We start from the raw sequence: 14,123 nt of genomic DNA, 5'->3' as shown, positions 1-14,123 counted from the left end.
TCAATTAATTGAACGCAGTCTAATAAAAATTGAACAGAAAACAAGGCTCCTTAGAATCCGGCCATGCCCAGCCCGCGCAAACCTGAAAAAGGAACACCCGCCCCCACCCGCGCCAGGCCTGGCCGGCCCCGCAAGCCGCAGACCGACGCCGCGGCCGCGGCCGTGCTGGGACGCGAGCGCATCCTGCAGGCCACGCTGGCGCTGATCGACGAAAAGGGCCTCGCGGCGTTCAACATCCGGGCCCTGGCGACCGCCCTCGGCGTCTACCCGGCGGCGATCTACTGGCATGTGCCGAGCCGCGACGCGCTGGTGGCGGGCGCCATCGGACTCGCGATGCAGAACGTGGCGGCGCGATTGCCCGAAGGCGGCTGGCAGCTGCGCCTGGCGGCGCTCATGCGCGGCTTTCGCGACGCCTTGCGGGCGCATCCGCACCTGGCCCCGGCCGTGGCCAGCGAACTGGCCACGAACGTCAATGTCGATGCGCCGCTGATCGACTACGTGCTGGCCGCGCTGGAAGAAGCCCGCTTCGAGGGCCCGGCGCTGGTGGACGCCTTCAACGTCGTCATCGCCGCCATGTGCGGCTTTGCGACCCTGGAGCTGTCGGCCGCGCCGGCCGAGGCCGCCGCCGAGTGGCAAGACGCCTGCCGCAGCCGCATCGACGCCGTCGACGCGCAGCGCCATCCGCACCTGGCCCGCCACGTGGGCGAACTGCGCAACCAGGCGTTCATGCTGCGCTGGGCGAGCGGCCGCGAACAGCCGCTGCACAGCAGCTTCGACGCGTGGATCGACGTGGTGATCCGAGGTCTGGATGCGCGCAGCCGGATGCTGCGTCGGCCGGCGCGTGTGGTTTGAAGCAACGCATGGAAGGCGTGCCGACGTCGAGCCTCGCCGCAGCGGGGCGGATGACGCCGCGCCTGGCTGAGGGGAAATGGCTGGCCAAGGGCAGCGCGATCAACGCTTGACGCTGGCGGAAGCGGTGAGATTCGAACTCACGGACGGTTGCCCGTCGCCGGTTTTCAAGACCGGTGCAATCGACCACTCTGCCACGCTTCCTGGGTCGGCCTTCTGCGGTGGCGCCGGGCGGCGCCCGAAGGCGAAAAGAGGCCGCAAGTGTAAAGGCACCGCCGCGCCCTTCGGTGGCCGCCGCCGCGTCAGTCCGCCGCGCCGCCTTCCGGCAGGAACATCGCCTGCAGGTTGCTCAGAAAATCCATGCCCCGCTCGGTCGGCCACACGCGGTGCAGGTCGCGTGCCAGCAGGCCGCGGGCCTCGGCCTCTTCCAGCGGGCGGCGGATGGCGCTGATGGCCAGGCCCGTGCGCTCGCAGAACTGCGCGAGCGTGAAGCCTTCCTTCAGCCGCAGCGCATTCAGCATGAACTCGAAGGGAAGATCCGCCAGCGCCACGTCGTCGCTCTGGGCCACGGCCTGGCCGGCCAGGGCCTGCGCCATGTAGCGCTGCGGGTCGCGCACGCGTACCTGCCGCACGATGCGGTGGGCGAAGCTCAGCTTGCCGTGCGCGCCGGCGCCCAGCCCCAGGTAGTCGCCGAACTGCCAGTAGTTGAGGTTGTGCGTGCAGCTGTGGCCCTGCCGCGCATAGGCCGACACCTCGTAGCGCGCCAGGCCCGCGGCGGCGGTGCGCTCGGTGATGCGGTCGAGCATGGCATAGGCGATGTCGTCCTCGGGCAGCGCCGGCGGGTGCTTGGCGAAGAAGGTGTTGGGCTCGATGGTCAGGTGGTAGATCGACAGGTGCGGCGGCGCGAGGGCCAGGGCCTGGTCGAGTTCGCCCTCCAGGCCCTGCAGCGTCTGCCCGGGCAACGCATACATCAGGTCGAGGTTGAAGGTGTCGAAGGCCTGGGCCGCCTCTTCCACGCCGGCAATGGCCTGGCGGCGGTCGTGCACGCGGCCCAGCGCCTTGAGGTGCGCGTCGTCGAAGCTCTGCACGCCGACCGAGAGGCGCGTCACCCCCGCGGCGCGGTAGGCGCGGAAGCGGTCGCGCTCGAAGGTGCCGGGGTTGGCCTCCAGCGTGATCTCGCAGCCGGGCTCCAGCCGCAGGCGGGCGCGTACAGCACCGAGCAGGCGGTCGATGCTTTCGGGCGCGAACAGGCTGGGCGTGCCGCCGCCCATGAAGATGGTGTGCACGGTGCGGCCCCACACCAGCGGCAGCGCGGCGTCCAGGTCGGCGATCAGCGCGTCGATGTAGCGCTGCTCGGGGACGGCCGCGGCATCGCCCTCGCCGCGCCATTCGTGCGAATTGAAGTCGCAGTAGGGGCACTTGCGCAGGCACCACGGCAGGTGGATGTACAGCGACAGCGGCGGCGACGCGGCCAGCTGCAGCGGGCCCGGCCGCATCATGTGCAGCACGTCGTTGGCCTGCGGCGCGGCGGCCACCGCGGACGCGGCGGGCTGGATGGGAATGGTCACGACACTGTCCTCGGGCTCAACGACCGCGGGTGCAGGCGAACGCGGACGTTCGGGGCACGGCTCACGCGCCAAGGGCCCAGCGCTCGCGCATCAGGGCCAGCATGGCGCGCGCCGCCTGGCCGCGGTGGCTGTGGGCATTCTTCACCTCGGGCGGCAGCTGCGCGAAGGTCTTGCCGAACTGGGGCAGGAACATCACCGGATCAAAGCCGAAGCCGTGCTCGCCCACCGGTTCGGTGGTGATCTCGCCGACCGCACGGCCCACCGCGACCAGCGGTTCGGGGTCTTCGGCATGGCGCAGCGCGACGAGCGTGCTGACCAGCGCGGCACGGCGGTTGGATTCGCCGCGCAGTTGTTCCAGCAGGGCCTTGACGTTGTTGGCGTCGCCCTTGGCATAGCCGAACTGCGTGGCGTAGTACGCCGTGTCCACGCCGGGCAGGCCGCCGAAGGCGTCCACGCAGAGGCCGGCGTCGTCGGCGATGGCGGGCAGGCCGGTGGCCGCGCTGGCGTGGCGGGCCTTGGCCAGCGCGTTCTCGACGAAGGTGCGGAAGGGCTCCTCCGCCTCGCCCACGCCCAGCTCGGACTGCCGCACGAGCGTGAGCCCCAGCTTGCCGAAGAGCTGCTGCAGCTCGGCCAGCTTGCCCGCGTTGTTGGATGCGAGAACCAGTTTCATGGATGCCTCGTGCGCGCGCGTGCTCAGGCGATCTGCAGCGCCTGCTTCTGCAGCTGCACCAGCTCGGCGATGCCCTTGTCGGCCAGCGCCAGCAGCTGGTCCATCTCGTCGCGGCTGAAGGCGGCGCCCTCGGCCGTGCCCTGCACTTCCACGAAGTGGCCGGCGCCGGTCATCACGACGTTCATGTCGGTGTCGCAGGCCGAGTCCTCGACGTATTCCAGGTCCAGCAGCGGCGTGCCCTGCACGATGCCCACCGAGATGGCGGCCACATGGCTGCGGATGGGCGAGGCGGCCAGCGCGCCGGTGGCGATGAGCTTGGTCACCGCATCGTGCGCGGCCACGAAGGCGCCGGTGATGGCGGCCGTGCGGGTGCCGCCGTCGGCCTGCAGCACGTCGCAGTCGAGGTAGAGGGTGCGCTCGCCCAGCGCGGCCAGGTCGAACACGGCACGCATGGAGCGGCCGATGAGGCGCTGGATCTCCTGCGTGCGGCCGCTCTGCTTGCCCTTGGCGGCTTCGCGGTTGCCGCGGGTGTGGGTGGCGCGCGGCAGCATGCCGTATTCGGCCGTGACCCAGCCTTCGCCGCTGCCCTTCTTGTGCGGCGGCACCTTCTCTTCGACGGAGGCGGTGCACAGCACGCGCGTCTGGCCGAACTCGATCAGGACCGAGCCTTCGGCGTGGATGGTGAAGCCGCGGGTGATGCGCACGGGGCGCAGCTGGTCGGCGGCGCGGCCGCCGCTGCGGAGGAAGTCGGTCATGGAAAGTCCAGGAAAAAGGGCAATGGCAAAAGGAAAAGCGCGGGCCGCTGCGTCACCCCGGGGCCGGGGCCGCTGCGGCGCCGCGCGCGGGTTCAGGTTTTTCGGGCCGCCGAGCGGCGGATGGCCTCGTTGATCTCGGCGATGCTGCGCTCGATGGCGGCTTCGTCCAGTTCGTCGTAGTCGGCCTCGCCCGGAAGGCCGGCCTGGATGCTGGACGCGAACACGTCCGGCCCGATGCTGTCGGTGGACACGCCGGGCTCGCTGCCGGGCGCGTCGGGCGTCTCCCATTCCAGCGCGATGAGGGTCACGTTGTCCGATTGCGGACCGCCGCGGCGCAGCGCCATCTCCACCAGCTCGGGCGCCGCATCGGCCACCGGGCGGGCGCCGCCCAGCGTGCGCACCAGCAGGGCATCCTCGATCACGCCCCACAGGCCGTCGGAGCACAGCATCAGCCGGTCGCCCTGCTGCAGCGGCAGCGCGTCGGACAGATCGAACACCGGCGGCACCGGCGAGCCCAGGCAGGTCTGCAGCAGGTTGCGGTTGACGGTCTGCGGCGACACGCCCGGGCGGGGCCGCTCGGCATGCGAATGGTCGCGCGTGCGCACCAGCAGCCGCTCGCCGCGCACCGCATACAGCCGCGAATCGCCGCAATGCGCCCAGGTGGCACAGCCCTGCTGCAGCACCGCGACCACGATGGTGGTGCGCGGCGTGTCGAGCATCGCCTTGCGGCCGGCATAGCGCATGATCTGCTGGTGCGCCGCGCCGATGGCCGCGGAAAGGAAGTGGCGCACGTCCGTCAGCACCGGCCGCGCCTCGCGCTGAAACAGCGCCGACACCGCCTGCAGCGCGAGCTGCGCCGCCACCTCGCCCTCCGGATGCCCGCCCATGCCGTCGGCCAGCACGAACAGCGCCGACTCGCGGGTGTAGCAGTAGCCCATGCGGTCCTCGTTCTTGAGGCGCCCGCCCTTGCGGCTGACCTGGAAGACCGAGAACTTCATGGCACGGCCGGCCGCGTGGTCGGCGCCGCCGGCGCGCGCGCCGTGGGCTTGCGGTCGTTGGCCCGCATGTTGTCCAGCGACAGGCGCATGCGCTCGCCCACCGACAGCTTGGTGTAGCGGCGTTCGCTCTCGCGGCCCAGTTCCTTCTGCAGCGCGAACACCGACTGTGGCCGCGACAGGGGGTCCAGCGCCATGGCCCATTCCACCACCTCGATCAGGTCGTCGGAATAGACGCCGCGCAGCCGCGTGAGCGACAGGTTCAGGCGGTCCTTTTCCAGCCGCTGCGGCGCGTCGGTGGGCGGGTAGCCGTTCATGCAGGCATAGATGCAGGCGCCCACGGCATAGATGTCGGTCCACGGCCCCATGGACGAGTCGCGCCGGTACATCTCGGGGGCGGCGAAGCCGGGCGTGTACATGGGGCGCACGAAGTTGCCTTCCTTGGACAGCACCTCGCGCGCCGCGCCGAAGTCGATCATCACGGCGCGGTCGTCGTCGGTGATGAAGATGTTGGCCGGCTTGATGTCCAGGTGCAGCATCTTGTGCTGGTGCACCACGCGCAGCCCGCGCAGGATCTCGTCGAACAGGGACCGGATGGTCGACTCGCGCAGCACCTTGGGCCGCTTCAGGTCGCGGGCCGTGACGATGAAGTCCTGGAGCGTGGCGCCTTCCAGGTAGTTCATCACCATGTAGACGGTTTCGTTCTCGCGGAAGAAGTTGAGCACGCTCACCACCGAGGCGTGCGCGATCTGCGCCAGCGCCCGGCCTTCCTCGAAGAAGCTCTTAAGGCCGAGGCGGTAGAGCGACAGCTTCTCGGGCGACACCTGCGGCGCGAGGCTGCCGTCCTCGCGCGTGACCAGGGACGACGGAAGGTATTCCTTGATGGCGACCTGCTGGCCCGCCTTGTCCACCGCGAGGTAGACCACGCCGAAGCCGCCCGCGGAAAGACGGCGAATGATTCGGTAGCCGCCGATCACCGTGTCCGGCATCAAGGGCGACGGTTTGACCTTTGACATAATCGGAGGCTTCGCCCGAAGAGGAGAGGCGGCGTGGCCCGTCGGATCCGCATCAGCTTGGGCGCCGGCCCTGCGCTTTGGCGGGGCATGTCAGACGAACACGGGCCGAGAGCGAGGTGCGATGGCAGTTTACAGCATGACCGGTTACGCCAGTGGCCAGAGCCGCGCCTCGGGCGCGGAGGGCGCACTGGGAGAAGAGCGCTCCGGGCCGCGGCTCGGCATCGAGGTGCGCGCGGTCAACAGCCGCTTCCTGGACCTCAGCTTCAAGCTGGCCGACGAACTGCGCCAGCACGAGCCGCTGCTGCGCGAACTGCTCACCAAGCGCCTCAAGCGCGGCAAGGTCGAGCTGCGGGCCGCCATCGACAGCGGCACCGACGGCGGTGTGACCGAGCCCTCCGTGCGCCTGCTGCAGCGCCTGAACGGCGTGCAGGACGCCGTGCGCGCCTGGCTGCCCACCGCCCGCGAGTTGAGCGTGGCCGACGTGCTCCGGCTGGCCGGCAACGACAGCGGCCGCCACGGCGCCACCGACGGCTTTGACATCGGCGCCCTTGCCGCCACCGTCATCGACGACCTGATCGCCGCCCGCGAGCGCGAAGGCGCCCGCCTCGTTGCGCTGCTGCGCGATCGGCTCGAGAGCCTCCAGGCGCTGGCCGCCCAGGCCGAGCCGCTGGTGCCGCAGCTGGTCGAACAGCAGCGCGCCCGCTTCCTGGAGCGTTGGCAGGAAGCCATGGGCCTCGCGGCCGGCGCCGCCACCCCCGAGGCGGCCCAGGACCGCGCCCTGTCCGAAGCCACGGCCTTCGCCATCCGCATCGACGTCGCCGAGGAACTGGGCCGACTGCGCGCCCACCTGGACGAGATCGAGCGGCTGCTCAGGCAAGGCGGCGAGGTCGGCAAGCGGCTCGACTTCCTCATCCAGGAACTGCACCGTGAGGCCAACACCCTGGGCTCCAAGTCGGCGGCCCTCGAGCTGACCCGCATCGGCGTCGACATGAAGGTGCTGATCGAGCAGATGCGCGAACAGGTCCAGAACATCGAATGAGCGCCATGGAATACCCCGGAAACCTGTTCGTCGTGGCGGCCCCGAGCGGGGCCGGCAAGTCCAGCCTGGTCAAGGCGCTGAGGGAACTCGACACGGGCGTGAATCCCTCGGTGTCGCACACCACGCGGGCGCCGCGCGGGCAGGAAAAGCACGGCCGCGAATACTTCTTCGTGTCGCCGGCCGAGTTCGAGGCCATGGCCCACGCCGACGCTTTCCTCGAATGGGCCAACGTGCACGGCCACCGCTACGGCACCTCCAAGCGCGCGGTGGAAGAGCGCATAGCCTCCGGCACCGACGTGATCCTGGAGATCGACTTCCAGGGCGCGCTGCAGGTGCGCCGCGCGTTCGCCAACGCGGTGCTCATCTTCATCCTGCCGCCCAGCTGGGAAGAACTGCGTTCCCGCCTGGAGCGCCGTGGCGAGGACGCCCCCGAGGTGATCGAGCTGCGCCTGCGCAATGCCGCCCAGGAGATGAGCCAGACCCACCAATTCGACTACGTTATAATCAATGAGCTCTTTGAACGCGCGCTTTTCGACCTCAAAGCGATCGTTCATGCGCAGCGGCTGCGCTACTCCGCACAGCGCCGCGCCCGTGCCGACACCTTCGCGGCATTGAACATTCCCTGACACTTCATCAAGGCACACCGTCATGGCCCGCATCACCGTCGAAGACTGCCTGCAGCAGATCCCCAACCGCTTCCAGCTCGTGCTGGCCGCCACCTACCGCGCCCGCATGCTGAGCCAGGGCCATGCGCCCAAGATCGAAAGCAAGAACAAGCCGGCCGTGACCGCCCTGCGCGAGATCGCCGACGGCAAGGTCGGCCTGGAAATGCTCAAGAAGGTTCCGGGCTGAGCCTCTGCTCTGACGGCAACGGGCGCCAAAGCGCCGAGAACAAGCACCTTTCGAGGTGCTTTTTTTGCGCCCGGCTGCTGCGCGGCGCATCAGCGGCTAAAGTCCGACCATGAGTGTGGTGCTTCCCTCTTCCACGTCCGGCGCGGTTCCAGCGCCCGGCAAGGCGCCCACGGCCGCGTTGAACGCCGCCGCGGCGAGTTTCGCCGCGCTGACCGCGCGGCTGGATTACCTGGCGGCCTACGACGTGGACCTGGTGCGCCGCGCCTACCGCTTCGCCGACGAGGCGCACCTGGGCCAGCTGCGCAACAGCGGCGAGCCCTACATCACCCATCCCATCGCCGTCGCGGCCCAGTGCGCCGAGTGGAAGCTCGACGCCCAGGCCCTCATGGCCGCGCTGCTGCACGACGCCATCGAGGACTGCGGTGTCACCAAGCCCGAGCTGGTCGAGCGCTTCGGCGCCGCCGTGGCCGAACTGGTGGACGGCCTCACCAAGCTGGACAAGCTGCAATTCAACACGCGCGAAGAGAATCAGGCCGAGTCCTTCCGCAAGATGCTGCTGGCCATGGCGCGCGACGTGCGCGTCATCCTCATCAAGCTGGCCGACCGCACCCACAACATGCGCACCCTGGGCGATGCGCCCCGGGCCAAGTGGGGCCGCATCGCCCATGAGACGCTGGACATCTATGCGCCCATCGCCTACCGGCTGGGCCTGAACCAGACCTACCGCGAACTGCAGGAGCTGTCCTTCCGCCACCTGAAGCCCTGGCGCCACGCCATCCTGACCAAGGCCGTGGCCAAGGCCCGCAGCCGGCGCCGCGACTTGATCCAGAAGGTGCAGCGCGACGTCGAGACCGCCTTTGCTGCCGCCGGCCTGCAGGTGCGCATCGCCGGGCGCGAGAAGACGCTGTATTCCATCTACCGCAAGATGGACGACAAGCACCTGAGCTTCGCCCAGGTGACGGACATCTACGGCTTCCGGCTGATCGTGCCCAGCACCATCGCCTGCTACACCGGCCTGGGCGTACTGCATCAGCTCTACAAGCCGCATCCGGGCAAGTTCAAGGACCACATCGCGATCCCGAAGATCAATGGCTACCAGTCGCTGCACACGACCCTGGTCGGCCCTTCGGGCGTGAACGTGGAGTTCCAGTTGCGCACCGAAGCCATGCACGTGGTGGCCGAGTCGGGCGTGGCCGCGCACTGGCTCTACAAGGCCGCGGGCGACGCGGACCACGGCGAGCGGCTCAGCGCGAAGTGGCTGCAGTCGCTGGTGGACATCCAGGACGAAACCCGCGACGCCCGCGAGTTCTGGGAACACGTCAAGGTCGACCTCTTTCCCGACGCCGTCTACGTGTTCACGCCGCGCAGCGAGATCCTCGCCCTGCCCCGCGGGGCCACGGTGGTCGATTTCGCCTATGCCATCCACACCAACGTCGGCCACCATGCCTCGGCCGCGCGCATCAACGGCGAGCAGGTGCCGCTGCGCACCGAACTGAAGAACGGCGACGTGGTGGAGGTGATCACCGCCCCGGTCTCCACGCCCAACCCGGCCTGGCTGGGCTTCGTGCGCACCGGCCGGGCGCGGTCCAAGATCCGCAACTACCTCAAGACCCTCGCCCAGGCCGAATCGGAACATCTGGGTGAGAAGCTGCTGTCGCAGGCCTTGCGCGCCGAGGGCGTGCGCAAGCTGCCGAACAGCGACGCCGACTACCAGCCGATCTGGGACAAGCTGCTGCGCTTCACCGGCAACCGCAACCGCGAAGACCTGATGACCGACATCGGCCTCGGCAAGCGGGTGGCCAGCATCGTGGCCAAGCGGCTCGTCACGCTGCTGGGCGAGCGCGGCGAGAAGCCCGACGCGCTGCTGATGAGCCGCGAGCGCTTCACCGCGCACGAGAACGTGTCCCAGGGCGCGGTCACGCTGGACGGCAGCGAGAACTCCTCCGTGCGCTTCGCCCTGTGTTGCCGCCCGGTGCCGGGCGATCCGATCGTGGGCTACCTGGGCCACGGCGAGGGCCTGGTGGTGCACACCGAGGCCTGCGGCGTCGGCCAGCGCCTGCGGCACAAGGACGCCGAACGCTTCTTCGCCGTCGAGTGGGCGGACGAGCCGGTGCGCAGCTTCGAGACCGGCATCCTCGTCACCGTGCGCAACGACAAGGGCGTGCTGGCGCGCGTCGCCTCCACCCTGGCCCGGGCCGAGGCCGACATCACCCATGTCGAGATGCCGGACGAGAGCCAGCGGGATTCGACGGATCTTCGCTTCGTGGTGGCCGTGCGCGACGCTGCGCAACTCGAGACGGTGCTGCGCGCCGCACGCCGGACGCCGTCGGTGCTGTCGGCGCGGCGGATCGTGCCGGCGGCCTGACGCGCGTCGCAGTCCGGGGTTCAGGCCGCCCGCGCCGGCGCCGGATAGTCCACCGCCACCACCTCGATCTCCTGCGTGCCGCCCGGCGTCACCAGCTTGAGCACATCGCCCACCCGGGCCTTGAGCAGCGTGCGGGAAATCGGCGCGATCCAGCTCACCTGCCGCTGGGTGCTTTCCGCCTCGTCGATGCCGAGGATGGTCACCGACTGCGCGGCGCCCGTCTCGTCCGCATAGGTGACGGTGGCGCCGAAGAACACCTGGTCCGAACCATGGTGCACGGACGGATCGGTCACCTCGGCGATCTCCAGCCGTTTCGTGAGGAAGCGGATGCGGCGGTCGATCTCGCGCAACCGCTTCTTGCCGTACAGGTAGTCGCCGTTCTCGGAGCGGTCGCCGTTCTTGGCGGCCCAGTGCACCGCCTCCACCACCTTGGGCCGCTCTTCGTCCATCAGCGACAACAACTCGGCCCGCAGCCGCGCATAGCCGGCCGGCGTGATGTAGTTCTTGCCGCCGGGCGGCAGGGGCGGCAGTCCGCCGAGGTCATCGTCCTCGTCGGCGGCATCGCTCTCTTTGGTGAAGGCCTTGCTCATGGGCCGGATTGTGCAGAAACCGTTTGGACAAAGAAAAACGGGCTAGCGCTTGTGGCGCTAACCCGTCGTTCCCCATAGGGAAATATGGTGCGGCTGGCAGGAATCGAACCCACGACCCCTTGGTTCGTAGCCAAGTACTCTATCCAGCTGAGCTACAGCCGCTGAGCTTTCTAGTATAGCACGACATTTTCGTGGCGCCAACTATCAAGCAAAACTTTCTTCGTTCTTCCGTCCTGGTAGGCCGTGCTGGGCTTGAACCAGCGACCAAAGGATTATGCCTCCCACTTCAGCTTTCGCTGCCCGTTTCCGGTTTGTGGTCTGGACTCTGTCTTGCCTTTCGGCCTTCCCGTCGAGTCTCTACACGTTCCCCTTGCGGGGCTTCGCTCGGCGTTGGCCTGGCGCTCGGAAGAGCACGTTAGCGTTCGCCGAATTTGAGAAGTTCTACTTCAAGGCAGAGTGAACTTACCTTGAGCAACCCGTCGGGCAACAGCCGTTGGCACAAAAAGCACCTTTAGGCTCTCACCCTTCAAGTCCTCTGCTCTAACCAACTGAGCTAACGGCCCGAAGAGATGAGATTATGGCACAGATTTTCAGCCGCGGCTACGGGGAACAAAGGCGCGACCTGCAAAAGGCTTGCCGCCGTTGCCGCGCGGGCCTTCGGACGAACGGGCATCCCGGCCATCGCGACCGGCGGGGGCCGGGCGGCGCGCATCGCCGTGCGAGCGCGGGCCGGCGAAGCCTTCGCCATGGCCGCGCGGTGCGCCGAAGCCTTCGTTGCTGCGGCCACGGTAGCCGCCGCCGAAACCTTCACCGTGGCCGTGGCCACGCTGCTGGCCACCGAAGCCCTCGTTGTGGCCGCGATGGCCGCCACCGAAGCCTTCGCCGCCACCCTGCGGGCGCGGACCGCCGAAGCCGCCTGCGCGACCGCCGTCGAAGCCCTGGGAACGCTGGCCGCCCTGGCGGTCACCGTAGGACGACTCGCCCCAGCCAGACGCACGGCCACCACCGGCGAAACCGGAGGAGCGGCGACGGTCGTCGCCCTGGCGGCCGCCAGGAGCGCCACGGCCACGGCCGGCACCGCCGCGCGGCGGCTGGGCCGTGGGCGCACGGCGCGTCGGCTCCATGCCCTCGATCACCTCGGCCTGGAAGGGCTGCTTGGTGAAGGCTTCGATGTCGAAGATGCGGCGCTGGTCGCGGAATTCGGCGAAGGTGACGGCGATGCCGTCGCGGCCCGCACGGCCGGTGCGGCCGATGCGGTGGGTGTAGTCCTCCGACTTCATCGGCAGGCCGAAGTTGAAGACGTGGCTGATGCTGGGCACGTCGATGCCGCGGGCGGCAACGTCGGTGGCGACCAGAATCTGCACCTGGCCGTTGCGCAGCGCCATCAGGCGGCGGTTGCGCAGGCCCTGGCTCAAGGCACCGTGCAGCGCCACGGCGGAGAAGCCGGCCTGCTGCAGGTCGTTGGCGAGGCCGTCGCATTCGATCTGCGTGCTGGCGAACACCACGGCCTGCTGGATGGCGGTGTCGCGCAGCCAGTGGTCGAGCAGCGCACGCTTGTGCGTGGCGTGGTCGGCCCAGTGCAGCACCTGGCGGATGTTGGCGTGCTTCTGCTGCGGGCTGTCGATCTGCACCTTGCGCGGCTCGCGCATGACGCGGGCGGCCAGCTGCTGGATGCGCGGCGCGAAGGTCGCGCTGAACATCATGGTCTGCTGGCGCTGGATGGTCAGCTGGTTGATCTCGGCCAGGTCGTCGGCGAAACCCAGGTCCAGCATGCGGTCGGCCTCGTCGACGACGAGGAAGCGCACCTGGTCCAGCTTGATCTGCATGGAGCGCTGCAGGTCCAGCAGGCGGCCGGGCGTGGCCACGACCAGGTTGGCGTTCTGCAGGCGGGCGATCTGCAGCTGGTAGGGAATGCCGCCCACCACGTTGGCGATGCGCAGGCCGCGGCAGTGGCGCACCAGCTCGATGGCGTCATGGGCCACCTGCTGGGCCAGCTCGCGCGTGGGGCACAGCACCAGCGCGCCGGGAACGGCGGCCTTGAAGTTGCGCGACTGCGTGGGATTGACGCGGCGCGGCTTCTTGGGCGGCGCTTCGCCGCGGGCGGCGGCTTCGGCCGCCAGGCGGGCGTGCTCGGCCTTGGCCTCGGCTTCCTCGCGCTGCTGCTGCAGCAGCAGCGTGTGCAGCACGGGCAGCAGGAAGGCGGCGGTCTTGCCGCTGCCGGTCTGGCTGGAGACCATCAGGTCGACGAAGCCGGCCGCGCTCGCGTCCTGCTCTTCGTTGCCGGGCATGGCCATGGGGATGGCCTTGGTCTGAACGGCGGTGGGCTCGGTGTAGCCCAGGTCGCGCACGGCGGCGACGAGCTCGGGCGCCAGGCCCAGTTCGGCGAAGGGATGCGGGCCCTCGGGCACGACGGCTTCGGCAGCGATGCCGTCGGCCAGCACGGCCTCGGGCGCATCGTTGCGGCCTTCGGCCACGGTGTCGGTGGAAAGGGAAAGGTCGAGCGAAGGCGCGGCTGCGCCCTGCTCATGCAGGGAGTCGGTCATAAAAACTGATCGTGAACGCACGCCGCCCCGTGGGGGCAGGCACGTTGGAGGTTCAGAAAAACATCAACCATCCAACGACGATCGGCGCGTGGCGATCCGGGTGAGGATCAGGGCGCCGTGGTCGGGTTCATCGAGCTGTTCCGCCTGAAGCGGGAGCCGCCGACCAATGTGCAAGAAGGGAGATGCGCAAACTCGCCATGTTTTTTGAGGCGAGCCAGCGATTATGGCATGGAGCGAGGGTTTTGCCTAATCCTCACTGCCGACGCGTTCAATCTTCCAGCCGCAGGAAGGTGTCGCGGTAGTGCAGCAGTTCGTCGATGGATTCGTGCACGTCGGCCAGTGCGGTGTGGGCCTGCTGCTTCTTGAAGGCGGCATAGGCGGCCGGCTTCCAGCGCTTGGCCAGTTCCTTGAGCGTGCTGACGTCCAGGTTGCGGTAGTGGAAGTAGGCCTCCAGCCGCGGCATGTACCTGACGAGGAAGCGGCGGTCCTGGCCGATGGTGTTGCCGCACATGGGCGAGCCGCTGCGCGGCACGTAGCGCGCGATGAAGTCGATGAGCTGCTGCTCGGCCGCGGCTTCGTCGAGGGTGGAGGCACGCACCTTGTCGATCAGGCCGCTGCGGCCATGGGTGCCCTTGTTCCAGGCGTCCATGCCGTCGAGCACGGCCTCGCTCTGGTGCACCACGAGCACCGGGCCGTCAACGCGCGTGGCGAGGTCGGGGCTGGTGACGACGACGGCGATCTCGAGCAGGCGTTCCTTCTCGGGGTCGAGCCCGCTCATCTCGCAGTCGAGCCAGACGAGGTTCTGGTCGCTCTTGGGCAGGGCTTGGGCAGGGGTGGCTTGGGGGGCGGACATCGGGGCATTCTCGCCCAGACGACGGCGT

General features: G+C 69.0%; 13 protein-coding genes and 2 tRNA genes. 5 read left to right on the top strand and 10 right to left on the bottom strand.

Going from position 1 to position 14,123, the window contains the following annotated elements; all coding sequences use genetic code 11:
* The first annotated feature begins 63 nt into the window (after nt 1-63).
* Nucleotides 64-852, top strand: coding sequence for a TetR/AcrR family transcriptional regulator (locus NS331_RS00540; protein WP_082702140.1), 789 nt, complete (start codon nt 64-66; stop codon nt 850-852).
* Between the two features lie 113 nt (nt 853-965).
* On the opposite strand, the gene NS331_RS00535 is transcribed toward NS331_RS00540, so the two are convergent.
* The 6 genes from NS331_RS00535 to NS331_RS00510 form a co-directional block, all read right to left on the bottom strand.
* Nucleotides 966-1,053: transfer RNA gene (locus NS331_RS00535), tRNA-Ser, on the bottom strand.
* Nucleotides 1,054-1,151: 98 nt separating this feature from the next.
* Nucleotides 1,152-2,417 (bottom strand): radical SAM family heme chaperone HemW, encoded by a 1,266-nt coding sequence (gene hemW, locus NS331_RS00530; RefSeq protein ID WP_058640071.1) that lies wholly within the window; start codon nt 2,415-2,417, stop codon nt 1,152-1,154.
* Nucleotides 2,418-2,478: 61 nt separating this feature from the next.
* Nucleotides 2,479-3,087: an RdgB/HAM1 family non-canonical purine NTP pyrophosphatase gene (rdgB, locus tag NS331_RS00525; protein WP_058640070.1), complete on the bottom strand. Its 609-nt coding sequence runs from the start codon at nt 3,085-3,087 to the stop codon at nt 2,479-2,481.
* Nucleotides 3,088-3,110: 23 nt separating this feature from the next.
* Complete coding sequence (gene rph / locus NS331_RS00520; RefSeq protein WP_058640069.1) at nt 3,111-3,842, bottom strand: ribonuclease PH; 732 nt, start codon at nt 3,840-3,842, stop codon at nt 3,111-3,113.
* Nucleotides 3,843-3,934: 92 nt separating this feature from the next.
* Entirely contained in the window at nt 3,935-4,840 is a 906-nt protein-coding gene (locus NS331_RS00515; RefSeq protein WP_058640068.1) for a PP2C family protein-serine/threonine phosphatase, read from the bottom strand.
* Entirely contained in the window at nt 4,837-5,853 is a 1,017-nt protein-coding gene (locus NS331_RS00510) for a serine/threonine protein kinase (RefSeq protein ID WP_058640067.1), read from the bottom strand. The genes NS331_RS00515 and NS331_RS00510 overlap by 4 nt, the downstream gene beginning before the upstream one ends.
* Before the next feature lie 121 nt (nt 5,854-5,974).
* On the opposite strand from NS331_RS00510, the gene NS331_RS00505 reads away from it, so the two are divergent.
* From NS331_RS00505 to NS331_RS00490, 4 genes are all read left to right on the top strand, one after another.
* On the top strand, nt 5,975-6,892 hold the full coding sequence (locus tag NS331_RS00505) for a YicC/YloC family endoribonuclease (protein WP_058640066.1): 918 nt from the start codon (nt 5,975-5,977) through the stop codon (nt 6,890-6,892).
* A 5-nt stretch (nt 6,893-6,897) separates the two neighbouring features.
* Entirely contained in the window at nt 6,898-7,518 is a 621-nt protein-coding gene (gmk, locus tag NS331_RS00500) for a guanylate kinase (RefSeq protein ID WP_058640065.1), read from the top strand.
* A gap of 22 nt (nt 7,519-7,540) precedes the next feature.
* Nucleotides 7,541-7,744 (top strand): DNA-directed RNA polymerase subunit omega, encoded by a 204-nt coding sequence (rpoZ, locus tag NS331_RS00495; RefSeq protein ID WP_017758912.1) that lies wholly within the window; start codon nt 7,541-7,543, stop codon nt 7,742-7,744.
* Between the two features lie 109 nt (nt 7,745-7,853).
* Nucleotides 7,854-10,109, top strand: a complete 2,256-nt coding sequence (locus tag NS331_RS00490; protein ID WP_082702139.1) for a RelA/SpoT family protein — start codon at nt 7,854-7,856, stop codon at nt 10,107-10,109.
* 20 nt (nt 10,110-10,129) lie between these two features.
* Here NS331_RS00490 and greB read toward each other — a convergent pair whose 3' ends face one another.
* The 4 genes from greB to orn form a co-directional block, all read right to left on the bottom strand.
* The gene (greB, locus tag NS331_RS00485; RefSeq protein ID WP_058640063.1) at nt 10,130-10,699 is read right to left on the bottom strand and encodes a transcription elongation factor GreB; all 570 of its coding nucleotides are present in this window, start codon (nt 10,697-10,699) and stop codon (nt 10,130-10,132) included.
* Between the two features lie 85 nt (nt 10,700-10,784).
* Nucleotides 10,785-10,861 (bottom strand) — tRNA-Arg (locus NS331_RS00480).
* Nucleotides 10,862-11,289: 428 nt separating this feature from the next.
* On the bottom strand, nt 11,290-13,242 hold the full coding sequence (locus NS331_RS00475) for a DEAD/DEAH box helicase (protein ID WP_058640062.1): 1,953 nt from the start codon (nt 13,240-13,242) through the stop codon (nt 11,290-11,292).
* 268 nt (nt 13,243-13,510) lie between these two features.
* Nucleotides 13,511-14,095: an oligoribonuclease gene (orn, locus tag NS331_RS00470; RefSeq protein WP_058640061.1), complete on the bottom strand. Its 585-nt coding sequence runs from the start codon at nt 14,093-14,095 to the stop codon at nt 13,511-13,513.
* Nucleotides 14,096-14,123: the final 28 nt, after the last annotated feature.

The organism is Pseudacidovorax intermedius, from assembly GCF_001476815.1.
Lineage (GTDB): Bacteria > Pseudomonadota > Gammaproteobacteria > Burkholderiales > Burkholderiaceae_C > Xenophilus > Xenophilus intermedius_A.
Note: the sequence above shows the minus strand (reverse complement) of the source record. Positions and strands in the feature narration are given on the sequence as shown.